General features: G+C 71.7%; 23 protein-coding genes and 1 riboswitch. Of the genes, 8 read left to right on the top strand and 15 right to left on the bottom strand.

What is annotated here, in order from left to right; genetic code table 11:
- Positions 1–16 precede the first annotated feature (16 nt).
- Complete coding sequence (locus tag ACFY6S_RS28495) at positions 17–1,540, bottom strand: gamma-aminobutyraldehyde dehydrogenase (RefSeq protein WP_388814509.1); 1,524 nt, start codon at positions 1,538–1,540, stop codon at positions 17–19.
- A 282-nt stretch (positions 1,541–1,822) separates the two neighbouring features.
- Between ACFY6S_RS28495 and ACFY6S_RS28490 the strand changes: the two genes are divergently transcribed.
- Positions 1,823–2,389, top strand: a complete 567-nt coding sequence (locus ACFY6S_RS28490; RefSeq protein ID WP_388817778.1) for an NADAR family protein — start codon at positions 1,823–1,825, stop codon at positions 2,387–2,389.
- A 12-nt stretch (positions 2,390–2,401) separates the two neighbouring features.
- Here the strand turns inward: ACFY6S_RS28490 and ACFY6S_RS28485 are convergent, their stop codons facing one another.
- On the bottom strand, positions 2,402–3,142 hold the full coding sequence (locus ACFY6S_RS28485) for a DUF4190 domain-containing protein (protein ID WP_388814511.1): 741 nt from the start codon (positions 3,140–3,142) through the stop codon (positions 2,402–2,404).
- Between the two features lie 184 nt (positions 3,143–3,326).
- Here ACFY6S_RS28485 and ACFY6S_RS28480 point away from each other — a divergent pair, with 184 nt between their 5' ends.
- Complete coding sequence (locus ACFY6S_RS28480; protein WP_388814513.1) at positions 3,327–4,355, top strand: adenosine deaminase; 1,029 nt, start codon at positions 3,327–3,329, stop codon at positions 4,353–4,355.
- Complete coding sequence (locus ACFY6S_RS28475; protein WP_388814514.1) at positions 4,337–5,113, top strand: glycerophosphodiester phosphodiesterase; 777 nt, start codon at positions 4,337–4,339, stop codon at positions 5,111–5,113. Before ACFY6S_RS28480 ends, ACFY6S_RS28475 begins: the two co-directional genes overlap by 19 nt.
- Here ACFY6S_RS28475 and ACFY6S_RS28470 read toward each other — a convergent pair.
- Both ACFY6S_RS28470 and ACFY6S_RS28465 read right to left on the bottom strand, forming a co-directional pair.
- A complete protein-coding gene (locus ACFY6S_RS28470; protein ID WP_388814516.1) occupies positions 5,110–7,620 on the bottom strand; it encodes a SpoIIE family protein phosphatase in 2,511 nt (836 codons plus the stop codon). The two genes, ACFY6S_RS28475 and ACFY6S_RS28470, sit on opposite strands and share 4 nt — an antisense overlap.
- Positions 7,621–7,857: 237 nt before the next feature.
- Positions 7,858–9,306, bottom strand: a complete 1,449-nt coding sequence (locus ACFY6S_RS28465) for a gamma-aminobutyraldehyde dehydrogenase (protein WP_388817781.1) — start codon at positions 9,304–9,306, stop codon at positions 7,858–7,860.
- A 340-nt stretch (positions 9,307–9,646) separates the two neighbouring features.
- Between ACFY6S_RS28465 and ACFY6S_RS28460 the strand changes: the two genes are divergently transcribed.
- The 4 genes from ACFY6S_RS28460 to ACFY6S_RS28445 all read left to right on the top strand — a co-directional run bounded on the left by ACFY6S_RS28460 (position 9,647) and on the right by ACFY6S_RS28445 (position 13,596).
- Positions 9,647–10,078, top strand: coding sequence for an Lrp/AsnC family transcriptional regulator (locus ACFY6S_RS28460; protein ID WP_388814518.1), 432 nt, complete (start codon positions 9,647–9,649; stop codon positions 10,076–10,078).
- Complete coding sequence (locus ACFY6S_RS28455) at positions 10,063–11,442, top strand: aspartate aminotransferase family protein (RefSeq protein ID WP_388814520.1); 1,380 nt, start codon at positions 10,063–10,065, stop codon at positions 11,440–11,442. The genes ACFY6S_RS28460 and ACFY6S_RS28455 overlap by 16 nt, the downstream gene beginning before the upstream one ends.
- A 226-nt stretch (positions 11,443–11,668) precedes the next feature.
- Positions 11,669–12,397, top strand: coding sequence for an ABC transporter ATP-binding protein (locus ACFY6S_RS28450; protein WP_388814522.1), 729 nt, complete (start codon positions 11,669–11,671; stop codon positions 12,395–12,397).
- On the top strand, positions 12,379–13,596 hold the full coding sequence (locus ACFY6S_RS28445; protein ID WP_388814524.1) for a hypothetical protein: 1,218 nt from the start codon (positions 12,379–12,381) through the stop codon (positions 13,594–13,596). Before ACFY6S_RS28450 ends, ACFY6S_RS28445 begins: the two co-directional genes overlap by 19 nt.
- Positions 13,597–13,689: 93 nt before the next feature.
- Here the strand turns inward: ACFY6S_RS28445 and ACFY6S_RS28440 are convergent, their stop codons facing one another.
- The 9 genes from ACFY6S_RS28440 to rpsB form a co-directional block, all read right to left on the bottom strand.
- The gene (locus tag ACFY6S_RS28440) at positions 13,690–14,784 is read right to left on the bottom strand and encodes an ABC transporter ATP-binding protein (protein WP_388814526.1); all 1,095 of its coding nucleotides are present in this window, start codon (positions 14,782–14,784) and stop codon (positions 13,690–13,692) included.
- A complete protein-coding gene (locus ACFY6S_RS28435) occupies positions 14,784–16,397 on the bottom strand; it encodes an ABC transporter permease (protein WP_388814528.1) in 1,614 nt (537 codons plus the stop codon). The genes ACFY6S_RS28440 and ACFY6S_RS28435 overlap by 1 nt, the downstream gene beginning before the upstream one ends.
- Positions 16,398–16,465: 68 nt before the next feature.
- Positions 16,466–17,584 (bottom strand): thiamine ABC transporter substrate binding subunit, encoded by a 1,119-nt coding sequence (locus ACFY6S_RS28430; protein ID WP_388814530.1) that lies wholly within the window; start codon positions 17,582–17,584, stop codon positions 16,466–16,468.
- An 83-nt stretch (positions 17,585–17,667) separates the two neighbouring features.
- A riboswitch (TPP riboswitch) is annotated at positions 17,668–17,793 on the bottom strand.
- A 38-nt stretch (positions 17,794–17,831) separates the two neighbouring features.
- Positions 17,832–18,938 (bottom strand): 23S rRNA (adenine(2503)-C(2))-methyltransferase RlmN, encoded by a 1,107-nt coding sequence (gene rlmN / locus ACFY6S_RS28425; RefSeq protein ID WP_388814531.1) that lies wholly within the window; start codon positions 18,936–18,938, stop codon positions 17,832–17,834.
- 80 nt (positions 18,939–19,018) lie between these two features.
- Positions 19,019–20,038 carry a phosphatidate cytidylyltransferase gene (locus ACFY6S_RS28420; RefSeq protein WP_388814533.1) on the bottom strand — a complete coding sequence of 340 codons (1,020 nt, stop codon included), beginning with the start codon at positions 20,036–20,038 and terminating at the stop codon, positions 19,019–19,021.
- On the bottom strand, positions 20,038–20,595 hold the full coding sequence (frr, locus tag ACFY6S_RS28415; protein WP_388814535.1) for a ribosome recycling factor: 558 nt from the start codon (positions 20,593–20,595) through the stop codon (positions 20,038–20,040). Before frr ends, ACFY6S_RS28420 begins: the two co-directional genes overlap by 1 nt.
- Before the next feature lie 127 nt (positions 20,596–20,722).
- Positions 20,723–21,490 (bottom strand): UMP kinase, encoded by a 768-nt coding sequence (pyrH, locus tag ACFY6S_RS28410; RefSeq protein WP_388814537.1) that lies wholly within the window; start codon positions 21,488–21,490, stop codon positions 20,723–20,725.
- Between the two features lie 158 nt (positions 21,491–21,648).
- Positions 21,649–22,485, bottom strand: coding sequence for a translation elongation factor Ts (tsf, locus tag ACFY6S_RS28405; protein ID WP_388814539.1), 837 nt, complete (start codon positions 22,483–22,485; stop codon positions 21,649–21,651).
- A 93-nt stretch (positions 22,486–22,578) separates the two neighbouring features.
- Positions 22,579–23,496: a 30S ribosomal protein S2 gene (rpsB, locus tag ACFY6S_RS28400; RefSeq protein WP_388814540.1), complete on the bottom strand. Its 918-nt coding sequence runs from the start codon at positions 23,494–23,496 to the stop codon at positions 22,579–22,581.
- 278 nt (positions 23,497–23,774) lie between these two features.
- On the opposite strand from rpsB, the gene ACFY6S_RS28395 reads away from it, so the two are divergent.
- Positions 23,775–24,392, top strand: a complete 618-nt coding sequence (locus ACFY6S_RS28395) for a M23 family metallopeptidase (protein ID WP_388814542.1) — start codon at positions 23,775–23,777, stop codon at positions 24,390–24,392.
- A 14-nt stretch (positions 24,393–24,406) separates the two neighbouring features.
- Here the strand turns inward: ACFY6S_RS28395 and ACFY6S_RS28390 are convergent, their stop codons facing one another.
- Positions 24,407–24,946, bottom strand: coding sequence for a TetR/AcrR family transcriptional regulator (locus ACFY6S_RS28390; RefSeq protein WP_388817785.1), 540 nt, complete (start codon positions 24,944–24,946; stop codon positions 24,407–24,409).
- 79 nt (positions 24,947–25,025) lie between these two features.
- On the bottom strand, positions 25,026–25,862 hold the full coding sequence (whiG, locus tag ACFY6S_RS28385; protein ID WP_365383810.1) for an RNA polymerase sigma factor WhiG: 837 nt from the start codon (positions 25,860–25,862) through the stop codon (positions 25,026–25,028).
- Positions 25,863–25,928: the final 66 nt, after the last annotated feature.

Genomic DNA, 25,928 nt, shown 5'->3' with positions numbered 1-25,928 from the left:
CCTTTCGGGTGGACGGTTAGGGGCGGTGCCTGTCGCCGAAGACCGTGCGGTGCCAGTCCTTCTCCGCGACCGCCGTGTTGTCGTACATCACATGCTTGACCTGTGTGTACTCCTCGAAGGAGTACGCCGACATGTCCTTGCCGAAGCCGCTGGCCCGGTATCCGCCGTGCGGCATCTCGCTGACGATCGGGATGTGGTCGTTGATCCAGACGCAGCCGGCCCGGATCTCCCGGGTGGCCCGGCCCGCGCGGTAGACGTCGCGGGTCCAGGCGGAGGCGGCGAGGCCGTAGGGGGTGTCGTTGGCGAGCCGGATGCCTTCGTCGTCGGAGTCGAAGGGCAGGACGACGAGGACCGGGCCGAAGATCTCGGACTGGACGATCTCGCTGTCCTGGGCGGCGTCCGTGATGAGCGTGGGACGGTAGTAGGCGCCGTTCCGCCGGTCGCCGCCGGGCGCCGCGCCGCCGGTGACGATCCGGGCGTGGCCGCGGGCGCGGTCGACGAGCGCGGCGACGCGGTCGCGGTGGGCGTGCGAGACGAGCGGGCCGAGGTCGGTGGCGTCGTCGAAGGGGTCCCCGAGCCGTACGGTGCCCATGAGGTCGGCGACGCCGCTCACGAAGTCGTCGTACAGCGGCCGTTGCACATAGGCGCGGGTGGCGGCGGTGCAGTCCTGGCCCGCGTTGATGAGGGACCCGGCGACCGCGCCGTGGACGGCGGCCGTCGGATCGGCGTCGTCGAAGACGACGAAGGGGGCCTTGCCGCCGAGTTCGAGGTGGAGGCGTTTGACGGTGGCGGTGGCGATCCGCGCGACACGCCGTCCGACCGGGGTGGACCCGGTGAAGGAGACCATCGCGACATCGGGGTGGCCGACGAGGTGTTCACCGGCGTCGGGGCCGGCTCCGGCGACGATGTTGACGACCCCGTCGGGGATCCCGGCCCGCTGGGCGGCCCGGGCGAACATCAGCGAGGTGAGCGGGGTGATCTCGGCGGGCTTGAGCACGATCGTGTTGCCCGCGGCGATCGCCGGGAGGATCTTCCAGGCGGCCATCTGGAGCGGGTAGTTCCAGGGCGCGATCGAGCCGATGACACCGACCGGTTCGCGGCGTACGTAGGAGGTGTGGTCCCCGCTGTACTCGGCGGCCGAGACGCCGTCGAGGCGGCGGGCGGCACCGGCGAAGAAGGCGGTGTTGTCGACGGTGCCCGGGACGTCGAACCCGGCGGAGAGCCTGATCGGTTTGCCGCACTGGAGCGACTCGGCGTGGGCGAACTCCCCGGACCGGTCGGCCAGCACCTCGGCGAACCGGTGCAGGGCGTCCGAGCGCTCGGCGGGCGTGGCCCCGGCCCAGCCGGGGAAGGCGGCGTGCGCGGCGGCGACGGCGTCGTCGATGTCGCCGGGGCCCGCGAGTTCGTAGCCGAGGACGTCCTCGCCGGTGGCCGGATCCACGACGGTGTGCGTACGGCCCGAGGTGCCGGCCCGTGCCCGGCCGCCGATGAACTGCGCCCCGCTCGCGAAGCGGTCGCGCATCCGGACGTGGTCACCCATGACGCTCTCCGATGGTGCAGTTGTTGCCCCGGGTCCAATTGAGTGCCGATCCTGACAGGGAACTCCCACCCCAACAAGGGATTCCGTTGTTGCCTTTTGGTTACGCGACGGATTCGGTCGCCCCTGGGCCGCGTGCCGGCGAAAAAGGCAAGGAGACGGTCAGGGGCGGAGGACAGACTCGCCCGCGTGACGGAGAACGGGGTGAACAGGCCGGAAAGCGGCCCGGATCAGCGGGCCTCCGCGGTCGGCGGGGCCGACGCCGCCGGGGCGACGGCCCGCCGGATCGCGCGGGGCGAGCGCGTGAAATTCCTGCACTTCTGGGGGCACGGCGCGCGGCGGGACGGCACGCTGGGGGCGAGTTGTCTCAGCCAGTGGTGGCCGGCGCCGTTCACGGTCGACGGCGTGGTGTACGCGACGGCGGAGCACTGGATGATGGCGCGCAAGGCCCGTCTCTTCGGCGACGAGGAAGCGGAGCGCCGGGCGGTGTCCGCGGCCGGTCCGGCTCTCGCCAAGCGGGCGGGGCGGCTGGTGCGCGGTTTCGACGAGAGCGTCTGGGAGCGCGAGCGCTACGGGATCGTGGTGGCAGGCGGTGTCCACAAGTTCGGACAGGACGCCGCGCTGCGGACGTACCTGCTGGCCACGGGGGACCGTGTCCTGGTCGAGGCCAGCCCGATGGACCGGATCTGGGGAATCGGACTGGCCGCGGCCGACGAGCGTGCCCACGACCCCGCCCGCTGGCGGGGGCTCAACCTGCTGGGCTTCGCGCTGATGGAGGCGCGGGAGCGGCTCCGGAACGGGACGGCGGGAGAAGGGCCGAGGCGTGGGGGCGGCGGGGCGGGCAGGGACTGAGACGGGGGACGGTCAGCGCCCGGCGCCGACTGTCAACGACGTGGCGAACGGGTCCTCGCTGTCGCTGACACCGCTCTCCTCGCCGTACGCCACCCCGAGGATGATCAGGGCGAGGGCCGCGGCGCCGATCACCGCGCCGACCGCGCCGAGGATGATGCCCGCGAGCGCCATACCGCCGTTGTCGGCCTCGCCCCGGCCCGCCCGGCGACGGCCGATGATGCCGAAGATCAGCGCCAGGACACCGAGGACGACACTCAGGCCCCAGAAGCAGAAGCCCACCACGGAGATGATCCCGAGCACCAGCGCGGCGATACCCATGCCGTTGGCCGGCGCCTGCTGCCAGCCGCCCCGGCCGTACCCCGGATAGCCGGGGACCGCCCCCGGCGGATAGCCGTAACCGGCGCCCGCGCCGGGAAAGGCGGCGTACGGCGAAGCCGGCTGCTGGAAGCCCGGGGCGGACTGCTGGGGCGGGACACCGGGATAGCCGTAGGCTCCCGGCGCGCCCCCGGCCGGTGTGCCCGGAGCGGGCGGCGGGGGCGGTACGGAGGCGGATGCGCTCCCCGGCCCTGCGTCCGCGCCGGGACCGGGCACCGGGCCCGGCATACCGATGACCGTCGGCTGGTCGTGCACGGACGGGGCCTGCGGCCGCGGCGGCCGGGCCTCCGCGCCGTCCGGCTTCGCCCGGTGCTCCGGCGGAGCCCAGGGGTCGTTCGGCTCGTGGCCGCCCGACGACTGCCCGCTCTTGTCCGACATGGTCCTCCCCCGTAGTGACTGCCGTTCATGCTACGGCCTGCGTCGTCGGGCGGGCCTTGCGGCCTACGATGGCCACGGCCGCCGTAAGGTCCCGGGCGGGCAGTGGGCCCCCGCCCGGTATCCGCACGCCCGGCGGCCCCTCACCGCACATCGGGGCAGCCGCCCCAGCACCCGAAGGATCCTGATGACCGATCCGCACCCGTTCATCGCGGGACTGCCCAAGGCCGAACTCCATGTCCACCATGTCGGTTCCGCCTCGCCCCGCATCGTGGCCGAACTGGCCGCCAGGTACCCGGACTCCAAGGTGCCCACCGACCCCGAGGCACTCGCCGACCTCTTCACGTTCACCGACTTCGCGCACTTCATCGAGGTCTACCTCTCCGTCGTGGAGCTGCTCCGCACCCCGGAGGACATCCGGCTGCTGACGTTCGAGATCGCCCGGGACATGGCGCGGCAGAACATCCGCTACGCGGAGCTGACGCTCACCCCGTTCAGCTCCATGAGCCGGGGCATCCCCGAGCAGGGGTACATGGAGGCCATCGAGGACGCGCGCAAGGCGGCCGAGGCCGAGCTGGGCGTGGTGCTGCGCTGGTGCTTCGACATCCCCGGCATGGCCGGGTTGCAGGCCGCCGAGGAGACCACCAGGTACGCGGTGGACCTGCGCCCCGACGGGCTGGTCTCGTTCGGGCTCGGCGGGCCCGAGATCGGCGTGCCCCGGCCGCAGTTCAAGCCGTACTTCGACCGGGCGATCGCCGCGGGCCTGCACTCCGTGCCGCACGCCGGTGAGACGACCGGGCCCGAAACCGTCTGGGACGCGCTGCGCGAGCTGCGCGCGGAACGCGTCGGCCACGGCACCAGCTCCGTACGGGACCCGGAGCTGCTGGCGTACCTCGCCGAGCACCGCGTCCCGCTGGAGGTCTGTCCCACCTCCAACATCGCCACCCGCGCGGTCGCCGATCTGGCGGAGCACCCGATCAAGGAGATGGTCGCGGCCGGGGTGCTGGTGACGGTCAACAGCGACGACCCGCCGATGTTCGGCACGGACCTCAACCAGGAGTACGCGGTCGCCGCCCGGCTGCTCGCCCTGGACGAACGCGGGATCGCCGAGCTGGCGAAGAACGCCGTGGAGGTCTCCTTCCTCGACACGGCGGGCAAGAAGGAGCTGGCCGCGCAGATCGACACGTACACCGACGAGTGGCTCGCGCAGCGGTGACGGCCGACGACCGCGACCTCAAGGGCCCGCGGCGCGCTGTCGTCGCCGTGGGCCACCGGGGCGATCCCTACCGCGTCCGCGAGAACACCCTCGCCTCGGTCCGCTCGGCGCGGGAACGCGGCGCCGACGCGGTCGAGATCGATGTCCGGCTGACCCGCGACGGGGTGCCCGTACTGCTGCACGACTCCTCGCTGAAGCGGCTCTGGGGCCGGGACCTGCGCCTCGCGGACCTGACGCACGCCGAGGTGCGCGAGGTGACCGGCGGCGGGGTGCCGACGCTGCGGGACGCGCTGTCCCCGGCGGACGGGCGGGCCGGGAGCGGGGAGAGCGCCGGCCGGCTGATGATCGATCTGCCCGGCGCCTCCGCGGCAGCCGTCCGTACGGTCGTCGGCACGGTGCGCGCGTGCGGGGCCGCCGAGCGGGTGTACTACTGCGGGGGGCCGGACACGATGCTCGCCGTACGGGCGGCCGATCCGGCCGCCGAGATCGCGATGACCTGGACCCGGTCGGCCCCGCCGCGCCCGGTGCTGCTGGCCGCCGTGGGACCGCGCTGGCTCAACTACCGCTTCGGGCTGGTCAGCAGGGAGCTGGCCGACAGCAACCACCGCGACGGGCTGCTGGTCTCCGCCTGGACGGTGGACACCCGGCGCGCCATGCGCCGGCTGATCGCGCGCGGCGTCGACTCGATCACCACCAACCGGATCGAGGTGCTGGCCGGGCTGACGGCCCGGACCCGGGACCTCTCCGGGACGCTCTAGGGGTCCGGCGGGGTGAGGACCTGTTCCGCCCAGATGGTCTTGCCCGACGCGGTCTGCCGGGTGCCCCAGCTCTGGGTGAGCTGGGCCACCAGCAGCAGACCGCGTCCGCCCTCGTCGAAGGCGTGCGCGCGGCGCAGGTGCGGGGCGGTGCTGGAGGCGTCGGAGACCTCGCAGATGAGGGTGCGGTCACGGATCAGCCGGAGCTGGATGGGCTCGGCGCCGTACCGGATGGCGTTGGTGACCAGCTCGCTCACGACGAGTTCGGTGACGAACGCGGCCTCCTCCAGCCCCCAGGCGGCGAGTTGCGCCGAGACGTTGTCCCGGGCGTCGGCCACCTGGGCCGGGTCGCCGGTCAGTTCCCAGGAGGCCACCTGGTCGGAGTGGAGCGCGCGGGTACGGGTGATCAGCAGCGCGGCGTCGTCGGTGGGCCGGCCGGGCAGCAGTGTCGACATCACCCGGTCGCAGAGGGCCTCCAGCGAGTCCGCTTCCGGTGCGCCGGGCTCGCGCCCCGGACCGGTCCCGTCCGGCGCGTCCGAGGACGGCTCGCCGTCCGGGCGGGCGGCCAGCACTTCGCACAGCCGCGCCAGCCCCGCGTCGACATCGCGGTCCCGGCCCGTGATCAGTCCGTCGGTGTAGAGCGCGAGCACGCTTCCTTCGGGCAGTTCCCGTTCGGCGACCTCGAAGGGCACGGCCCCCACGCCCAGCGGCGGGCCAGGCACGATGCCGAACAGCTCGACCGTGCCGTCCGGCAGCCGGACCGCGGGCGGCACATGGCCGGCGGAGGCCATCAGGCAGCGCCGGGAGACCGGGTCGTAGACGGCGTACAGACAGGTGGCACCGAATTCGCCGGTCGCCTCGGCGGCCGAGACCGCCGCGTCGTCGTCCTCGGCGAGGTGGCTCACCAGGTCGTCCAGATGGGTGAGCAGCTCGTCGGGGGGCAGGTCCACGTCGGCGAGGGTGCGTACGGCCGTGCGCAGCCGCCCCATGGCGGCGGAGGCGTGGATTCCGTGGCCGACGACATCGCCGACGACGAGGGCGACGCGGTTCCCGGAGAGCGGGATGACGTCGAACCAGTCGCCGCCGACTCCGGCGCGGGAACCGGCGGGCAGATAGCGGGAGGCGACCTCCACCGCGTTCTGGCCGGGCATCCGCTGGGTGAGCAGGCTGCGTTGCAGGGCCAGGGCCGTGGTGTGCTCGCGGGTGTAGCGGCGGGCGTTGTCGATGCAGACGGCGGCGCGGCCGGCCAGTTCCTCGGCGAGGACGACATCGTCCTGCTCGAAGGGGTCCGTGCGCTGCGCGCGGGTGAAGACGGCCACGCCGAGGGTGATGCCCCGGGCCCGGAGCGGGATGGCCATCAGGGAGTGCACCCCGCGGTCCCTGACCATGGCGGCCCGTGCCTCGTTGGCCCCGGTCCACAGCGTGAATCCGGGATCGCCCAGCCGGCTGAGCGCCGGGCGGCCGGTGGTGAGGCAGCGGGCGGGCGGCGAGGACTCCGGGTAGGTCTCGACGCCGCCCAGGGCGACCGCCGCGGTGGTGATGCTCGGGTCGGCGGCCCTGTGCGAGACGCGCCGCAGCCGTACGTCCGTGTCCACGGGTCCTTCGGTGGGCTCCTCACCGCGCATGACGGAGTCGAGGAGGTCGACGGTGCCGAAGTCGCCGAGGATCGGCACGGACAGCTGGGCGAGTTCCTCGGCGGTGCGCACCACGTCCAGGCTGGTCCCGATGGCGGTGCCCGCCTCCTTGAGCAGCAGCAGCCGCTGTCTGGCCCAGTACTGCTCGCTGTTGTCGAAGGCCAGCACGGCGACACCGCGCTGCTGATCGTCGGCGTCGCGCACGGGCCACATGTGGATGTTCCAGGCGTGGACGCGGGACGAGGCCGGCAGGGCGGTGCGGCTCTCGTAGTGCAGCGGCCGCCCGGTCCTGTTCACCCTGCGCAGATGGTCGAGGAAGTCCTGGCTGTCGTAGTTCCCCGCGGCGGTCGTGTCGCTGAAGAAGTGCCCGCGCAGTTCCTCCTCCGACCGGCCCAGGGCCGCGCAGGCGGCGGAGTTGAGCCGGACGTAGCGCTCCTGGGTGTCGACGGCGGACATGCAGACGGGCGCCTGGGCGACCGCCGCCTCCACGGTCAGCGCGTCGGCGTCCGGCGGCTGGGCCATCGCGCTGACGGTGACCACGAATCCCCTGATCCCCTCGGCCGCGTCCAGCAGCGGGCTGGCCACCAGGCCGAGTTGGAGCCGGCCGCCGTTCCGGTGCCGTACGGCGGCGGTCCCGCGCCACACGTCCGCGCGGCGCAGCGCGGCCACGGCGGCCGCGGTCTCGGCGGGGTCGGACGCCAGGAGGCGGGCGGCGGGACGGCCGACCGCCTGCGCCGCCCGGTATCCGAGAAGGGAAGCGGCGCCTTTGCTCCATCCGGTGACGATCCCGCGCACGTCCACGGTGACGACGGCGGCCGACTCCCGCTCCCGGCGGCCGCTTCGCCCCTCGTGAGAAGTGTTGCCACCAGTGCTCATCGCTCTCGATTCGCCTTCGCGGTCCCCTCACCACCCAGAATGCCCGTATCGCCGATCGCCAACAAACGCAGGCGGTGGGCCGGGGGGCGGGGGGCGTTCCCCGGCCGGGGAACGCGAAGGCGGGCCGTGGACAGGAGATCCACGGCCCGCCGTGCGCCGGACCGGACGCGAGCGGCGCGTCCGGTCCGAGCGGCCGGTCGGCCGGTGAGCAGGCCAGCCCGTCAGCCCGTCAGCCCGTCAGCCGTCGAGGGACGTCATCACGTGCTTGATCCGGGTGTAGTCGTCGAAGCCGTACGCCGAGAGGTCCTTGCCGTAGCCGGACTTCTTGAAGCCGCCGTGCGGCATCTCCGCGACCAGCGGGATGTGCGTGTTGATCCACACGCAGCCGAAGTCCAGCGCCTTCGACATCCGCATCGCGCGCCCGTGGTCCTTGGTCCACACCGAGGAGGCGAGCGCGAACTCGACCCCGTTGGCGTACTCCAGGGCCTGCGCCTCGTCGGTGAAGGGCTGGACGGTGATGACCGGCCCGAAGACCTCGTTCTGGATGATCTCGTCGTCCTGCTTGAGCCCGGAGACGACGGTCGGGGCGTAGAAGTAGCCGGTTTCACCGACCCGGTGGCCGCCGGCCTCCACCCGGGCGTGCGCGGGCAGCCGCTCGACGAAGCCGGCGACCCGCTCCAGCTGGGCCGCGTTGTTGAGCGGCCCGTACAGCACGTCCTCGTCGTCCGCCGCGCCGGTCTTCGTGGCGGTCGCGGCCTTGGCGAGCGCCGCGACGAAGTCGTCGTGGACCGACTCGTGGACGAGGACGCGGGTGGCGGCCGTACAGTCCTGGCCCGCGTTGAAGTAGCCCGCGACGGCGATCTCCTCGGCCGCCTTCGTGAGGGCTTCGCCGTCGAGGTCGTCGAAGACGACGACGGGCGCCTTGCCGCCCAGCTCCAGATGGACCCGCTTGACGTCCTTGGCGGCCGACCCGGCGACCTCGATCCCCGCCCGTACGGAGCCCGTGATGGAGGCCATCGCGGGGATACGGTGCTCGACCATGGCCCGGCCGGTGTCGCGGTCGCCGCAGATGACGTTGAAGACGCCCTGGGGGACGATCGCACCGATGATCTCGGCCATCAGCGTGGTCGAGGCGGGGGTGGTGTCCGACGGCTTCAGGACGACGGTGTTCCCGGCGGCGAGGGCCGGCGCGAACTTCCACACGGCCATCATCATCGGATAGTTCCACGGCGCGACCTGCGCGCAGACACCGATCGGCTCGCGGCGGACGATGGAGGTGAGGCCCTCCATGTACTCCCCGGCCGAGCGCCCTTCGAGCATCCGGGCCGCGCCCGCGAAGAAGCGGATCTGGTCCACCATCGGCGGGATCTCGTCGGTGCGGGTCAGCCCCAGGGGCTTGCCGGTGTTCTCGGACTCGGCGGCGATCAGGTCCTCGGCGCGCTCCTCGAAGGCGTCCGCGATCCGCAGCAGCGCCTTCTGGCGCTCGGCGGGCGTCGTGTCGCGCCAGGCGGGGAACGCCGCGGCGGCCGCCTCCATGGCGGCGTCGACGTCGGCCGGACCCGAGAGCGGCGACGTGGCGTACGCCTCGCCCGTGGCCGGGTTGACCACCTCGATGGTCCGCCCGTCGGCGGCGTCCCGGAATTCCCCGTTGATGTAGTTACGCAGCCGGCGCAGCTCGGTGGTCACTGCCATCCCTCCTGTCAGATGTCCGATGGGTGAGACGCCCACCTTAATCGGTCGGTCGACGCATTCGACAGGCCCGACCCCCCACAACTTCGGATTCGGTGTTATTTGATCGCCTGGACAACGAATTTCATCGATTGCGGGTTGCGAGACAGACGAGTCGCGGTGCACAGTGAACCGCGTGGCCAGTCGTGACGCAGACTCCAGAACACCTTCCGGGCCGGGCAGCAGGTCCGGTGCGAGGGCGGACCCCAAGCCGGACTCCAGGGCCCCCGACTCCAGGGTTCCCGACTCCAGGGCCCCGGACTCCAGGGCCAACGGGTCGTCCCCGACGCTCGACTCGGTGTCCCTCGCCATCATCGAGCAGCTCCAGCAGGACGGACGGCGCCCGTACGCCGCGATCGGCAAGGCCGTCGGCCTCTCCGAAGCGGCGGTGCGCCAGCGCGTGCAGAAGCTGCTCGACCAGGGCGTGATGCAGATCGTCGCCGTCACCGATCCGCTCACCGTCGGCTTCCGGCGCCAGGCGATGGTCGGCGTCAACGTCGAGGGCGACACGGACCCGGTCGCGGAGGCGCTGGCGGCCATGGACGAGTGCGAGTACGTGGTGATGACCGCGGGCTCCTTCGACCTCATGGTGGAGATCGTCTGCGAGGACGACGACCATCTGCTGGAGGTCATCAACAAGCGGATCCGCGCGCTCCCCGGCGTGCGTTCCACCGAGAGCTTCGTCTATCTCAAGCTGAAGAAGCAGACCTACATGTGGGGAACCCGATAGCCGTGAGCAAGGACCTCTCCAAGACCGCGTACGACCACCTGTGGATGCACTTCACCCGCATGTCGTCGTACGAGAACGCGCCCGTGCCCACCATCGTGCGGGGCGAGGGCACCTACATCTACGACGACCGGGGCAAGCGCTATCTGGACGGGCTCTCCGGGCTGTTCGTGGTCAACGCCGGCCACGGCCGGCACGAGCTGGCCGAGACCGCCTACAAGCAGGGCCAGGAGCTGGCCTTCTTCCCGGTGTGGTCCTACGCGCACCCGAAGGCCGTCGAACTCGCGGAGCGGCTCGCCCACCACGCGCCCGGCGACCTCAACAAGGTCTTCTTCACCACCGGTGGGGGCGAGGCGGTCGAGACCGCCTGGAAGCTCGCCAAGCAGTACTTCAAGCTGACCGGCAAGCCGACCAAGTACAAGGTCATCTCACGCGCCGTCGCCTACCACGGCACCCCGCAGGGCGCGCTGTCCATCACCGGTCTGCCCGCCCTGAAGGCGCCGTTCGAACCGCTCGTCCCGGGCGCCCACAAGGTCCCCAACACCAACATCTACCGCGCGCCGCTGTACGGGGACGACCCGGAGGCGTTCGGCCGCTGGGCCGCCGACCAGATCGAGCAGCAGATCCTCTTCGAGGGCCCCGAGACGGTCGCCGCGGTCTTCCTGGAGCCGGTGCAGAACGCGGGCGGCTGCTTCCCGCCGCCGCCCGGCTACTTCCGGCGGGTCCGCGAGATCTGCGACCGGTACGACGTACTGCTCGTCTCCGACGAGGTCATCTGCGCCTTCGGCCGGCTCGGCACGATGTTCGCGTGCGACAAGTTCGGCTACGTACCGGACATGATCACCTGCGCCAAGGGCATGACCTCGGGCTACTCCCCGATCGGCGCGTGCGTCATCTCCGACCGGCTGGCCGAGCCGTTCTACCAGGGGGACAACACCTTCCTGCACGGCTACACCTTCGGCGGCCACCCGGTCTCGGCGGCGGTCGGCCTCGCCAATCTCGACATCTTCGAACGCGAGGGCCTCAACCAGCACGTCCTCGACAACGAGGGCGCGTTCTTCGCGACCCTGAACAAGCTGCGCGACCTGCCGATCGTCGGCGACGTCCGGGGCAACGGCTTCTTCTACGGCATCGAGCTGGTGAAGGACAAGGCCACCAAGGAGTCCTTCACCGACGAGGAGACCGAGCGCGTCCTGTACGGCTTCCTCTCCAGGAAGCTGTACGACAGCGGGCTGTACTGCCGCGCCGACGACCGGGGCGACCCGGTGGTGCAACTGGCGCCGCCGCTGATCTCCGATCAGTCGACGTTCGACGAGATCGAGGGAATCCTGCGCTCGGTCCTGGCCGAGGCGTGGACGAAGCTCTGACCCGGCCCCCCTGCCTGCGGAGGCGTGGACGAAGCTCCGACCGGCCCTGATCCGGCCCACCCGCCCGACGGCCCGGGTGCCCCCCTTTCGAGTGAGAAGGGAGGCATTCGGGCCGCGTGCTGTCGCGCACCCGTCGCGGCGTCCCTAGCGTGCCCTGTGACCGATCGCCGCCGTCTTCCTTCCCCGGACGGGGACGGTACGTCAGATCAGAACCGAGGTGTTCGCCATGGTGGCCCCGCCGGACAACGACGTGCTCTGGGCGCGTTCCCTGACCTTTTCCCACAACGGATCCCCGGCGCTCGACGGCGTCTCGCTCGGTGTGCGGGAGGGTGAGATCCTCGCCGTGACCGGTCCGCGCGGGAGCGGCAAGACGACGCTGCTGCGGTGTCTGTCGGGCCAGTTGGTCCCGAGCCGCGGAGAGGTCTGGTTCAACAGCTCGCCCGTGCACACCATGAGCGCGCTGCTGCGTGAGAGGCTGCGCCGCGACCGCTTCAGCTGGATCGATCCCGAGCCGTCCCTCGTACCCGAACTGAGCGCCTGGGAGAACGCGGCCCTGCCGCTGCTGATGCGCGGCGCCTCCCACCGGGCCGCCAAGACCGCCGCGATGGAGTGGCTGGAGCGCCTCGACGTCGGCGCGTACGCCCGTAAACGCCCCGGCGCGCTGCTCCAGTCGCAGCGCCAGCGGGTCGCCGTGGCCCGCGCCCTGGTCACCGAGCCGTCGGTGCTCTTCGCCGACGAGCCGACCGCCCCGCTGCACCGCAACGACCAGGCGCTGGTGCTGCGCACGCTGACCACGGCGGCCCGTTCGCACCGCATCACCGTCGTGCTGGCCACGCTGGACACGGAGGTCGCGACGCTCGCGGACCGTACGGTGCCCCTGCTGGACGGCCGCCGCGTGAACGCGCCGCTGCCCTCCGAGGCGGAAGGCCGGGCCGCGTGCTCGCTCTCCGTCTAGGCCGCCGCACCCACCTCCTGGCCCAGTTCCGCCGGCTACTGGTCGCCGCCGCCTCGGCGGGCGTCGGATTCCTGCTGCTGTGCACGCTGGGCTGGGCCATGGGCCATCCCGCCGGCTCCACGGTGCGCCTGCTCTGGTGTCTGATCCCCCTGGCGGCGACGGTGCAGTTCGCCGTCGCCGTGGCCCGTACGGATCCGAGCGTCCGGCCGCGCGCCGGTCTGTCGGCGGTGGGCCTCGGCCCGGCCCGGCTGGCGGCGCTCGCCGCCACGTCGACCGCCGTGTCCTGCACGCTGGGCAGCGCGGTGGCGCTGCTCCTCTTCCTGCATCTGCGCGGTGATCTGACCGGGATGCCGTTCGACGGGGAGGCGTCGGAGCTGCTCGCGGCCGACCGCTCGCTGCCGCTGGGCGCCGCGCTGACGCTGCTCGCCGTGGTGCCCGTCCTCGCGACGGCGGCGACGGCACTGGCGCTGCGCAACCGGGGCGGCGCCGAACCCGGTGCGGCGCACGCCGACGCGCCGGAGGCGCCGGTGGACCCGGCGGCGGATTCCGCTCCCGGCCGCGCGCCGGCCGCGCCCCTCCCGCACTCCGACCCGGCGCCGGGCGGACTGCCCTGGGGCGTCGCCCTGACGGCGGCGGGGCTCGCGGTCGAGACGTACGCGAGCCGCAGCGGCGCGGGGTCGGTGCTGCCGCTGCCCGGTCACTTCGACGGCAGTCCGGCCGGAGTGCTGGCGGGCTGGGCGCTGACGGCTCTGGGGCTCGCGCTGGCGGGCCCCGGGATCACCCATGTGTGCGGCTGGCTGCTCCAGTCCCTGCGCCCGGGCGCGATCCGGCTGCTGGCGGGGCGCACGCTGATGGCCGAGGCCCGGCGTATCGGCCGTCCCCTGGGCGTGCTGTGCGCGGTGCTCTCGGGGGTGCTCGCCGCGAACTCGCTGTACGGTCCCGGCGACGAGCGCCCTTTCGGTCCGCTCACCGCCCTGGGCGCGGCCCTGGTGATCGGCTGTACGGTCGCCACGCTTCTGACGGCGACCGTGGAGGCCCGGCAGGTACGGGCCGCGACGACCCGCACGCTGCGGCTGGCGGGCGCCCCGGCCGCTCTCGTCCGTACCGCCGCTGCGGTCAGGGCGACCACCGTGCTGGCCGTGTTCACCCCGCTGACCTGGGCGGTGGCCTCCCTGGCGGCGATTCCGCTGTCCGCCTGAGCCCCTGAGCCTCTGAGCCCCTCCGCCCGGCCGCACCACCCGCGCCCTCGCCCCAGGGGCCCGGCCGCAGGGACGGCCGGGCCCCCGCACGCCTCAGCGGGATGCCGCCGCCCGCGCCCCGTCGGGACGGACCCGGTCCTCGCGGTCCGGCAGCACCACCACCTCGGCCGCCGCGAAGGTCACCCCCACCGCCTGGCCCTCGGCCGGCGCGTCCCGCAGGCCGCACTCGGCCTCCAGCGGAGGCGCCTCGCCCGCTCCGGCCGGGCGCAGCAGGACGGCGACCCGGCCGGAGCGGAACGTCCGCGCCCCGACCGTGCAGCGCAGCCCCTCGGCGGGGTCGCCCAGCCGGACCCCGGCGGGGCGTACCAGCAGTGTCCGCTCCCCCTGCGGGGAGCCGTCCGGTACGGGGACGGGGCCCCAGACCGTGTCGGCGGACGCGCCCTTCACCGTCGCCGTCACGACATTGTCGAAGCCGAGGAACCGGGCCACGAAGGCGGAAGCGGGCCGCTGCCAGACCTCCAGCGGGGTGCCGGTCTGGGCCACCCGTCCGTCGCGCATCACCACGACCCGGTCGGCGAGCGCGAACGCCTCGCCCTGGTCGTGGGTGACGGCGAGCACCGTCGTACCGAGCCGTCCGAACAGGCCGCGCAGCTCGACCACGAGCCGTTCGCGCAGACCGCGGTCGAGCTGGCCGAGCGGTTCGTCGAGCATCAGCAGCCGGGGACTCGGCGCGAGGGCCCTGGCCAGGGCGACGCGCTGCTGCTCGCCGCCGGACAGCGCGGCGACGGCTCGCGGGCCGGCGTCCGGCAGTCCGACGAGGTCGAGCAGCTCCGCCACCCGGGCCGTCCGCCCGGCGCGGTCCGTCCCGCGCATCCGCAGCCCGAAGGCGACATTGCCGGCCACGTCCCGCTGCGGGAACAGCTGGTGGTCCTGGAACATCAGCCCGACGCCGCGCCGATGGACGGGCACCCCCGCCTGGTCGGCGCCGTCGAGGAGCACCCGCCCGCCGTCCGGGTGCTGGAGCCCGGCGACCACCCGCAGGAGCGTGGACTTGCCGCTGCCGCTGGGGCCGAGCACACAGACGATCTCGTGCTCGGCGATGCTCAGATCCACCGCGTCGAGAGCGGTCCGCCCGTCCGCGCGGGCCCCGAACCGTACGGTCACGTCCGACAGGGTCAGCAGGGTCATCAGAACTCTCCGGAGCGGTCGGTACGGATACGTTCGAGCACCAGCAGCGACACCGCGCACACCACCATCAGGACCGTGGACAGCGCCATCGCCTGGCCGTAGTTCAGCTCGCCGGGCCGCCCCAGCAGCCGGGCCACGGCCACCGGCAGCGTCGGCCGGTCCGGGCGGGCGATGAAGACCGTCGCGCCGAACTCGCCGAGCGAGACGGCAAAGGCGAACCCGGCGGCGACCAGCAGCGCCCGCCGCACCAGCGGCAGATCGACCTCACGCCAGACGCGCGGCGGGGACGCCCCGAGGACCGCCGCGGCCTCGCGCAGCCGGCCGTCCACGGCCCGCAGTACGGGAAGCATGGTCCGTACGACGAACGGGACGCCCACCAGCGCCTGGGCGAGCGGCACCAGAATCCAGGAGGCGCGCAGGTCGAGCGGTGGCTTGTCGAGGGTGATCAGGAAGCCGAAGCCGACGGTGACGGCGGAGACCCCCAGCGGCAGCATCAGCAGGGCGTCGAAGCCCCGCACCAGCCGTCCCGCGCGCCGGGTCAGAGCGGCGGCGGCCAGCCCGCCCACCACCAGCGCGATCACGGTCGCGGCGAGCGCGTACCGCAGTGAGTTGCCGACGGCCTCCAGTGGAGGCACGAGAAAGGTGCCGCCGCTCGCCTCGGCCGAGCCGAGGGCCCGGTAGAAGCCGAACCCGTATCCGCCGGGCCCGTCCAGGGAGCGTTCGACCAGCACCCCGAGCGGCAGCAGGATCAGCAGCAGGACGGAGGCGAGGACTCCGCCGAGCAGCGCCCACTGCCCCCTTCCGCGCGGCCGGGCCGCCGTCAGCGCGGGGTCCACCAGCCGCAGCGCCGTCTCGCGCCGCCGTACGGTCCGCGCGTGCACCGCCAGGATCGCGCCGACGGCGGCGAACTGGACCAGCGTCAGCACGGCGGCGGTGGGCAGGTCGAAGATCTGCGCGGTCTGCCGGTAGATCTCCACCTCCAGCGTGGAGTAGGCGGGACCGCCGAGGATCTGCACGACGCCGAAGGAGGTGAACGTGAACAGGAAGACCATCAGCGCGGCGGCGGCGACGGCGGGGCCGAGGGCGGGCAGCGTCACCCGCCGCCAGGCCGCGAGGCGGCCCGCGCCGAGCACCCGCGCGGCCTCCTCCTGACGCGGGTCGAGTTGCGACCACAGTCCGCCCACGGTCCTGACGACGACCGCGTAGTTGAAGAAGACATGCGCGAGGAGGATCGCCCAGACGGTGGTGTCGAGGCGCACGCCCCACAGCTCGTCCAGCAGCCCGCCCCGGCCGAGCAGCGCCAGGAAGGACGTGCCGACGACGACGGTCGGCAGCACGAACGGCACGGTCACCACCGCGCGCAGCACCCCCTTGCCCGGAAAGTCGAAGCGCGCGAACACATAGGCGCCGGGCAGCGCGATCAGCAGGGTGAGCGCGGTCGACACGAGCGCCTGCCAGGTGGTGAACCACAGGACACCGAGGATGTCGGGGCGGCTCAGCACACCGGTGATCCGGCCGAACTGCCAGCCCTCGCCGGTCCTCAGCCCGCGCCCGACGATCGCGGCGACGGGGTAGGCGAAGAAGACCGCGAAGAACGCGAACGGCACGGCCATGAGGGCGAGCCGGACGGCGGTCGCCCGCCGTGCGGCCCCTCCGGCCCGCCCTGCCGGCCTCTTCGCCGTTACTTCACTACGAGCGAGGACCACGACTGGACCCACTGCTCACGGTTGGCGGCGATCTTCGCCGGCGCGACGGTCTCGGGCCGCTCGACGGTGGCGCCGAACTCGGTGAAGAGGGCGGGCAGCGCGACCTTCTCGACCACCGGGTTCACGAACATGTTCAGCGGCATGTCCGCCTGGAACTTCTCGCTGATCAGGAAGTCCAGCAGCGCCTTGCCGCCCGCCTCGTTCTTCGCGCCGGTGAGCAGCCCGGCGAACTCGGTCTGCCGGAAGCAGGTGCCGGTGGCCACCCCGGTCGGAGCCGTCTTGGGCCGCGGCTTCGCGTACAGCACCTCGACCGGCGGGCTGGAGGCGTACGAGACGACGAGCGGGCGCTCGGCCCCGGCCTTCCTGCCGCCGGCCGAGCCGGAGAAGTTCTCGTTGTACGCCTGCTCCCAGCCGTCGACGACCTGGACGCCGTTGGCCTTCAGCTTCTTCCAGTAGTCCTGCCAGCCGTCGTCGCCGTAGCGCCCGACCGTGCCGAGGAGGAAGCCCAGCCCCGGCGAGGACGTGGCGGCGTTCTCCGTCACCAGCAGGTTCTTGTAGGCGGGCTTCACCAGGTCGTCGAAGGACGCGGGGGGCGCGAGCTTCTTGTCGGCGAAGTACTTCTTGTCGTAGTTGACGCAGATGTCACCGGTGTCGACGGGCGTGACCCGGTGCCGGTCCCCGTCGAGGCGCGCCGCCGGGTCGACCCGGTCCAGGTTCTTCGCCTCGTACGGCGTGAACAGGCCGTTGTCGAGCGCGCGGGAGAGCAGGGTGTTGTCGACGCCGAAGAAGACGTCGCCCTGGGGCGCTCCCTTGGTGAGGATCTCCTTGTTGAGGGCCTCGCCCGCGTCGCCGCTCTTGAGCACCTTGACCGTGTAGCCGGTCTCCTTGGTGAACTCCTTCAGCACGGAGGGTGAGGCGTTGAACGAGTCGTGGCTGACGAGGGTGACGGTCCGGGACTTCGTACCGCCGGATCCGCCGTCCGCCGCTTCGCCCGCGCCGTCGGAGCCGCCGCAGGCGGCGAGTGTCGAGACCCCGAGCGCGGTGGTGATCGCGACGGCGGCCAGTCCGGCGGCCCGGTTACGGGTGGTGCTCACTGGTTTTCCTCCTGGGATGTCCAGGAGAAGACGCGGCCCCGCCCCGGCATCCGGGCGACCGGAACCGGGGCAGGGCGCAACAGCTTGAGTGGTGTCCGAACTTCCTACCCAGAATGACCTGGGCAAGGTTCAGAGGGTCTGCGGCCGCTGCCCGCTCTCACGGACATGTGCCGCACTCTCAGCGCTGTGGCGCTCCCCTGTCGGAAATCGAGTGGTGCTTTCCGGCCCAGGCTACAGGTGTACGGTCTCAGCGCTCCGAGGCGGCCAGCTGTCCGCACGCGCCGTCGATCTCCTGACCACGGGTGTCGCGTACGGTCACGGGCACTCCGTGGGCGGCGATGGCCTCGACGAACTTCTTCTCGTCCTCGGGGCGCGAGGCGGTCCACTTGGACCCCGGGGTCGGGTTGAGCGGGATCAGGTTGACGTGCACCCGCTTGCCCTTGAGCAGCCGGCCCAGCCGGTCGCCGCGCCACGCCTGGTCGTTGATGTCGCGGATCAGGGCGTACTCGATGGAGATGCGACGGCCGGACTTCTCCGCGTACTCCCAGGCGGCGTCGAGCACCTCCCGGACCTTCCAGCGGGTGTTGACCGGGACGAGGGTGTCGCGCAGCTCGTCGTCGGGGGCGTGCAGCGACACGGCGAGGCGGCATTTGAAGCCCTCGTCGGCGAACCGGAGCATCGCCGGGACCAGACCGACGGTGGAGACGGTGATCCCGCGCTGCGAGAGGCCGAGTCCGTCGGGCTCCGGGTCGGTGAGCCGGCGGATCGCCCCCACGACGCGCTTGTAGTTGGCCAGCGGCTCGCCCATGCCCATGAAGACGATGTTGGAGAGCCGGGCGGGACCGCCGGGCACCTCTCCGTCGCGCAGCGCCCGCATGCCGTCGACGATCTGGTGCACGATCTCGGCGGTGGAGAGGTTGCGGTCGAGGCCGGCCTGTCCGGTGGCGCAGAACGGGCAGTTCATCCCGCATCCCGCCTGGGACGAGATGCACATGGTGACGCGGTCGGGATAGCGCATCAGCACGGACTCGACCAAGGTGCCGTCATGCAGCCGCCAGAGCGTCTTGCGGGTGGTGTCGTCGTCGCAGGAGATGTGCCGCACCACCGACATCAGGTCGGGCAGCAGCTCGGTCGCGAGCTTCTCGCGGGCGGCGGCCGGGATGTCGGTCCACTGCTCGGGGTCGTGGGCGTACCGCGCGAAGTAGTGCTGCGACAGCTGCTTGGCGCGGAACGCCTTCTCACCGATCGCGGTGACGGCCTCGCGGCGCTCGTCGGGGCTGAGGTCGGCGAGATGGCGCGGGGGCTTCTTGGCTCCGCGCGGCGCGACGAAAGTGAGTTCTCCAGGTACAGGCATGGTGGATCCAGTGTCGCAGACATGCCGAAGGGGGTGCGCTGCCCTGTGGACAACGGACCCCCTTCGGACGAAAGCCCTGATCAGGACCCTACGAAGAGCACCACCAGCAGCCAGACCACCGGAGCCGTCGGCAGCAGGGAGTCCAGCCGGTCCATGATCCCGCCGTGGCCCGGCAGCAGCGTGCCCATGTCCTTGATGCCGAGGTCCCGCTTGATCATCGACTCGCCCAGATCGCCGAGCGTGGCACTGACCGCTACGGCCAGCCCCAGCAGCAGCCCCTGCCACCAGTGCCCGCCGTCGATCATGAATTCCATGCAGAGCGCCCCGGCCACCATGGCGAAGAGGACGGCTCCGCCGAGCCCCTCCCTGGTCTTGCCGGGGCTGATGCGCGGCGCGAGCTTGTGGGTGCCGAAGCGCCAGCCGACGGCGTACGCGCCGGTGTCGCTGACGACCGTCAGCAGCAGGAACATCAGCACGCGCAGCGGGCCGTCGTCCGCCGTGAGCAGCAGCGCGACGAAGGTGGCCAGGAACGGTACGTAGAAGGCGGCGAATACCCCCGCGGTCACGTCCCTCAGATAGCCATCGGGCGGCTGTGTCATCCGCCAGACCAGCACCGCGAGGGCGGTCAGGGCGGTGGCGACCCAGGCGCCCTCGGGACCGCCCGCGTATCCGGCGACGACCATCGCCGCGCCGCCCACGGCCAGAGGCACGAGCGGGGCCTTGATGCCCTTCTTCTCCTCCAGCCGTGAGGTCAGCTCCCACAGCCCGATGACCACCGCGACCGCTATGACGCCGACGAACACGGCCTTGACGATGAAGAGCGACGCCGCGACCACCGCACCGAGTCCGACACCGACCCCTATGGCCGCTCGCAGGTCACGGCCGGCCCGCTTCTTCTGGGGCGGCGGCGGAGGGGCGGCCATGGGCTCCTGCGGAGTGTCGTCACGGAATTCGTCGCCGAATCCGTCGGGCGCGATGGGCATGGGCCGAGTCTGCTGTGCGGAGCGCTCGTCGAAGGCGGGACCCGCCGGGATGGCCCCCTGGTCGGTCGGTCCCCAGTAACCGGCTGTCGGTGGGGCCCCCCGGGATGAGTCGTTCATCAGACCTCTAGCAGCTCGGCTTCCTTGTGCTTGAGCAGCTCGTCCACCTGCGTGACGTACTTCGCGGTGGTGTCGTCGAGCTCCTTCTCGGCGCGACGGCCCTCGTCCTCGCCGACCTCGCCGTCCTTGACCAGCTTGTCGATGGTCTCCTTGGCCTTGCGGCGCACGGCGCGGATGGAGATCTTCGAGTCCTCGGCCTTGGTCTTGGCGACCTTGATGAACTCCTTGCGGCGGTCCTGGGTCAGCTCGGGGAAGACCACCCGGATGATGTTGCCGTCGTTGCTGGGGTTGACGCCGAGGTCGGAGTCGCGGATCGCCTGCTCGATGTTGCGCAGCGCGCTCTTGTCGAACGGGGTCACCACGGCCATCCGTGCCTCCGGCACGGCGAACGAGGCGAGTTGGTTGATCGGGGTCAGGGCACCGTAGTAGTCCGCCACGATCTTGTTGAACATCGCCGGGTGCGCGCGCCCGGTACGGATCGCGGCGAAGTCGTCCTTGGCGACCAGGACGGCCTTCTCCATCTTCTCCTCGGCCTCGAGGAGGGTCTCTTCGATCACCACTTGCTCCTGCGTGTCTTGAGTGGCCCGGCACGTTGACCGGCCGGCGGAACCTGCGTCGCGTCTTCTTCCTGCACGGTGTCCGACCGGCAGGGCTTTGTCCATCCCCGTGCGGGGCCGTCCGGGGTCAGTCCCGGGTGCCCTGGTCGCTCACGAGTGTGCCGATCTTCTCACCCTTGACCGCACGCGCGATATTGCCCTCGGTGAGCAATTCGAAGACGAGGATCGGCAGTTTGTTGTCCTGGCACAGCGTGATCGCGGTCATGTCGGCGACACGGAGATCACCGGCGATGACCTCGCTGTACTCCAGCGCGTCGAACTTCACCGCGTTCGGGTTGGTCTTGGGGTCGGAGTCGTACACCCCGTCCACCCCGTTCTTCCCCATCAGCAGCGCCTCGGCGTCGATCTCCAGGGCCCGCTGGGCGGCGGTGGTGTCGGTGGAGAAGTAGGGCATGCCCATGCCGGCACCGAAGATGACGACGCGGCCCTTCTCCAGGTGGCGTACGGCGCGCAGCGGGATGTACGGCTCCGCGACCTGGCCCATGGTGATGGCGGTCTGGACGCGGGAGTCGATGCCCTCCTTCTCCAGGAAGTCCTGGAGGGCCAGGCAGTTCATGACCGTACCCAGCATGCCCATGTAGTCGGAGCGCGCCCGGTCCATGCCGCGCTGCTGGAGTTCGGCGCCGCGGAAGAAGTTGCCGCCGCCGATGACGACCGCGATCTGGGCGCCGTCCCTGACGACGGCGGCGATCTCGCGGGCCATGGCGTGTACGACATCGGGGTCGACACCGAGCGCGCCCCGGCCGGCGAACGCCTCACCGGACAGCTTCAGCATGAAACGTCCGTGCTTCGTGCCGCTCTTCGTGCCGTCGTCGCTGTGATCGGCCTGATTCATGGAGATCTCCTCGTGCACATACGAAGAAGGCCATTGCCGGGGGTCCTTGCGGTTCCCTGTACGGCAATGGCCTCCTCGTCAGATCTGCGGTCGCCCGGCGCGTGACGCGGGCGACTGCCTCAGACCCTATCGGGGTCCATGGTTGATCGCGTACGGACTCAGACGCCGACCTTGATGCGCGTGAAGCGCTCCAGGGCCACGCCGGCCCCGTCCAGGACCTTCTGGACGGACTTCTTGTTGTCCTTGGCGAACGCCTGCTCCAGGACGACGACGTCCTTGAAGAAGCCGTTGACGCGACCTTCGATGATCTTCGGGAGGGCGGCCTCGGGCTTGCCCTCCTCGCGGGAGGTCGCCTCGGCGACGCGGCGCTCGTTCTCGACCGTCTCGGCCGGGACCTCGTCGCGGTTCAGGTACTTCGGCGCGAAGGCGGCGATGTGCTGCGCGACGTCCTTGGCGACCTCGGCGTTCTCCTTGTCCAGCTGGACGAGGACGCCGACCTGCGGCGGGAGGTCGGGCATGGTGCGGTGCATGTACGCCGCCACGTAACCGCCGGTGAACTGCGCGAAGCGGTCCAGGACGATCTTCTCGCCGAGAGTGGCGTTGGCCTCGTCGACGTACGCCTGCACGGTCTTGCCGGCCTCGATCTCGGAGGCGAGCAGCGCCTCCAGGTCGGCCGGGGAGGTCGCGGCGACGTGCGCGACGAGCGCGTTGGCCACGGCCTGGAACTTGTCACCCTTGGCGACGAAGTCCGTCTCGCACTTCAGCTCGAGGAGGACGCCGGAGGTGTTGTCGTCGGCGATGAGGGCGATGACCGCGCCGTTCTCGGCGGAGCGGCCCTCGCGCTTGGCGACGCCCTTCTGGCCCTTGACACGGAGCAGCTCGACGGCCTTGTCGACGTTGCCGTCGGCCTCGTCCAGCGCCTTCTTGCAGTCCATCATGCCGACGCCGGTCAGCTCGCGGAGCTTCTTGACGTCAGCGGCGGTGAAGTTCGCCATGATCTGTAATTCTCTTTCGGAGGTCTGAAAGATCTACGGGTGAACGGCGGGGGCCGGTGGGCCCCCGCCGTCGACTGCCGAACCTGGTGAAGGTCAGGCCTGCTCGGCGTCCGCGGCCGGGGCGGCGGGGGCGTCGGCCTCGGCGGCCGGGGCGTCGGCAGCGGCCTCGGCCGGCTTCTCGGCCTCGGCGGCGGCCGGAGCGGCCTCGGCGGGCTTCTCGGCGTCGTCCTTCTTCTCACCTTCGAGAAGGTCGCGCTCCCACTCGGCGAGGGGCTCGCCGGCGGCCTTCTCGCCCGGCTTCGAGTCACCGGTGGCGACGCCGGAACGGGCGATGAGGCCCTCGGCGACGGCGTCGGCGATCACGCGGGTGAGCAGGGTGACGGAGCGGATCGCGTCGTCGTTGCCCGGGATCTTGTAGTCGACCTCGTCGGGGTCGCAGTTGGTGTCGAGGATCGCGACGACCGGGATGTGGAGCTTGCGCGCCTCACCGACGGCGATGTGCTCCTTCTTGGTGTCGACGATCCAGACGGCGCTGGGCACCTTCTGCATCTCGCGGATACCACCGAGGGTCTTCTCCAGCTTGGCCTTCTCGCGGGAGAGGACCAGCAGCTCCTTCTTGGTGAGGCCGGAGGCGGCCACGTCCTCGAAGTCGATGAGCTCGAGCTCCTTCAGACGCTGAAGGCGCTTGTAGACGGTGGAGAAGTTGGTGAGCATGCCGCCCAGCCAGCGCTGGTTGACGTAGGGCATGCCCACGCGCGTCGCCTGCTCGGCGATCGCTTCCTGCGCCTGCTTCTTGGTGCCGACGAACATGATGGAACCGCCGTGGGCGACGGTCTCCTTGACGAACTCGTAGGCGCGGTCGATGTACGACAGCGACTGGAGCAGGTCGATGATGTAGATGCCGTTGCGCTCCGTGAAGATGAAACGCTTCATCTTCGGGTTCCAGCGACGGGTCTGGTGACCGAAGTGGACGCCGCTTTCCAGCAGCTCCCGCATCGTGACGACGGCCATGGCCGTACTCCTTGAGATACTCGGTTGTCGCGTCCGCCGGACGGCAGTCGCGCCTGACGCCCCGGCCGCGCTGTGCCACGGAGGACCGAGAAGCGCTGACACCGGCTTCAGAAGGCCGATGGCGGGGCGTGCGAAGTCGATCCGGTGGCCCGGATCGCCACATGAAGTGTACGGGACCTTCGCACCTCCGGGTGACGGAGCTGTCCACAACCGGTCGGTACTCCACAGATACGACGCGTGCTCGGCGCGCTCACGGAAATCCGCGCGAGAGTGCGGGCATGGTCACTCTCCGCGTTCTCGCTCTCGCCCTCGCCCTGTTGTTCCTCGTCTCGCCCGGCCGGTCCGCCGACGGCGCGGTCGCCGCTCCGGTCGGCGCCCTCGTCGCGCACCCCGCCCGGGAGGACGTCCCCGACGGCGGCCGGGCCTGGCCACTGGGCGCGCGCCCGGCGGTGGAGCGGGGCTGGCAGCCACCGGCCTCGGCGTACGGGCCCGGTCACCGGGGCGTGGATCTCGCCGCGCCCGCCGGTGCGACGGTCAGGGCGGCGGCGGCCGGACAGGTCTCCTTCTCGGGCCGGGTGGCGAGGCGCGGGGTCGTCTCGATCACCCTGCCGGACACCGGGGAGCCCGCGCTGCGCATCACGTACGAGCCGGTGGACCCGCTGGTCGGGAAGGGCGGGCGGGTGGTCGCGGGGCAGCCGGTGGCGACGCTGGCGGCCGGCCCCTGGCACTGCGCGACGGGTTGTCTGCACTGGGGGCTGCGGCGGGGCGGCACGTATCTGGACCCGCTGTCCCTGCTGCCGGCCGAACCGCTGCGCCGAAGGCCGTCACGGCTGCTGCCGGTCCTGGGCGTCCCCGAACCGGTCCCGGCCGCGGGACCGGCGGCCCGGCACCGGTAGCGGACGGGGCCGGGTCAGCCGCGTACGCCGCGCAGGGCCATGGACACGGCGGCTTCGACGATCTCCGGGGGCACCTCGGCGGCGCCGAGTTCGATGCGCCGGACCGCGGCGTCCACGATCCCCTGGAGGAGCATCGCGGCCAACCGGGGATGTTCGTGCCCCAGCTCCGCGAGGGCCTCCACGATCATTGCGATCAGGCCGCCGTGAGCGGCGCGGATCTTCTCCCTGGCGCCCGCGTCGAGCTCACTGGCCGAGATGGCGACGACAGCGCGGTGACGCCGGTCGCCGACCAGCGCGAGCTGCCGTCGCACATACGCCTCGATCTTGCCCTCGGGGGTGTCGGCGCCGTCCATGGCGGCCTCGACCTCGGCCGCCCAGACCGGGAAGTCGACCGCGCACAGCTCCTCGACGACAGCCGCGCGCGAGCGGAAGTACTCGTAGACGGAGGACCGCGCGAGACCCGTGCGCTCGGCGAGGGCGGGGAAGGTCAGCGCCTCCGTACCGCCCTCGGACAGCAGGGAGCGCGCGGCGTCCAGCAGGGCGCCGCGTTGCATGGTCCGGTGCTCGGCCACGGAGGCCGCTCGAATCCTGGGCACCCCACCACTCTACGGATGGGGCGGTCGCGGCACAGCGTCAGCGTCCGACGTCGGCCAGCTTCGCCCGCAGCTGGAGCACGGATTTGGTGTGGATCTGGCTGACCCGGCTCTCGGTCACACCGAGGACATTGCCGATCTCGGCGAGGGTGAGGCCCTCGTAGTAGTAGAGCGTGACCACGGTCTTCTCCCGGTCGGGCAGGGTGTTGATGGCGCGGGCCAGCAACCGCCGCAGCTCCCGGTCCTCGGCGACCTCCACCGGATTGTCGGCGGCGGTGTCCTCCAGGGTGTCCATCAGGCTGAGCCGGTCGCCGCCCTCACCGCCGACATGGAGCAGCTCCTCCAGCGCCACGACGTTCGCCAGGGACAACTGGCTGAAAACCGCGTGCAGTTCCTCCAGGGCGATGCCCATCTCGGCGGCCACCTCGCTCTCCGATGGGGTACGCCGCAGCTGCGCCTCCAGCGTGGCATAGGCGCGTTCGACGGCTCTCGCCTTCTGCCGTACGGAGCGCGGGATCCAGTCGAGGGCCCGCAGTTCGTCGATCATCGCGCCACGGATCCGGGTGATCGCGTATGTCTCGAATTTGATCGACCGCTCGATGTCGAACTTCTCGATGGCGTCGATGAGCCCGAAGACACCGGAGGAGACGAAGTCGGCCTGCTCGACGTTGGACGGCAGACCGACGCTCACCCGGCCGGCGACATATTTCACCAGCGGCGAGTAGTGCAGGATCAACTGCTCGCGCAGCCGTCCGTCGCCCGTGGTCTTGTACGAACGCCACAGCTCGTCGAGTGACGAGGGCGCGGGGGGCCGCACACCGCTCCGGGCAGCCGGGGGCGCTGCCGCGCGGTCAGACCCGGAGGTGTGCTGGGGCATGCGTCGCCTTGAGCCGTTCTGCGTGAGTGCCGGGGGAGCGGGCGGGGAGGAGGGTGCGGGCGGGGA

It is taken from the genome of Streptomyces sp. NPDC012835, from assembly GCF_042900885.1.
Classification (GTDB): domain Bacteria; phylum Actinomycetota; class Actinomycetes; order Streptomycetales; family Streptomycetaceae; genus Streptomyces.
The sequence above is the reverse complement of the archived record's forward strand: the minus strand, read 5'-3'. Positions and strand labels throughout refer to the sequence as shown.

Coding starts and splice junctions, on each gene's coding strand:
- ACFY6S_RS28480 (WP_388814513.1), top strand. CDS start 3,327: ATGACCGATCCGCACCCGTTCATCGCGGGACTGCCCAAGGCCGAACTC.
- ACFY6S_RS28390 (WP_388817785.1), bottom strand. CDS start 24,946: ATGCAACGCGGCGCCCTGCTGGACGCCGCGCGCTCCCTGCTGTCCGAG.
- ACFY6S_RS28485 (WP_388814511.1), bottom strand. CDS start 3,142: ATGTCGGACAAGAGCGGGCAGTCGTCGGGCGGCCACGAGCCGAACGAC.
- rpsB (WP_388814540.1), bottom strand. CDS start 23,496: ATGGCCGTCGTCACGATGCGGGAGCTGCTGGAAAGCGGCGTCCACTTC.
- pyrH (WP_388814537.1), bottom strand. CDS start 21,490: ATGAATCAGGCCGATCACAGCGACGACGGCACGAAGAGCGGCACGAAG.
- rlmN (WP_388814531.1), bottom strand. CDS start 18,938: ATGCCTGTACCTGGAGAACTCACTTTCGTCGCGCCGCGCGGAGCCAAG.
- ACFY6S_RS28470 (WP_388814516.1), bottom strand. CDS start 7,620: ATGAGCACTGGTGGCAACACTTCTCACGAGGGGCGAAGCGGCCGCCGG.
- ACFY6S_RS28495 (WP_388814509.1), bottom strand. CDS start 1,540: ATGGGTGACCACGTCCGGATGCGCGACCGCTTCGCGAGCGGGGCGCAG.
- ACFY6S_RS28440 (WP_388814526.1), bottom strand. CDS start 14,784: ATGACCCTGCTGACCCTGTCGGACGTGACCGTACGGTTCGGGGCCCGC.
- tsf (WP_388814539.1), bottom strand. CDS start 22,485: ATGGCGAACTTCACCGCCGCTGACGTCAAGAAGCTCCGCGAGCTGACC.
- ACFY6S_RS28435 (WP_388814528.1), bottom strand. CDS start 16,397: ATGGCCGTGCCGTTCGCGTTCTTCGCGGTCTTCTTCGCCTACCCCGTC.
- ACFY6S_RS28395 (WP_388814542.1), top strand. CDS start 23,775: ATGGTCACTCTCCGCGTTCTCGCTCTCGCCCTCGCCCTGTTGTTCCTC.
- whiG (WP_365383810.1), bottom strand. CDS start 25,862: ATGCCCCAGCACACCTCCGGGTCTGACCGCGCGGCAGCGCCCCCGGCT.
- ACFY6S_RS28450 (WP_388814522.1), top strand. CDS start 11,669: ATGGTGGCCCCGCCGGACAACGACGTGCTCTGGGCGCGTTCCCTGACC.
- ACFY6S_RS28420 (WP_388814533.1), bottom strand. CDS start 20,038: ATGAACGACTCATCCCGGGGGGCCCCACCGACAGCCGGTTACTGGGGA.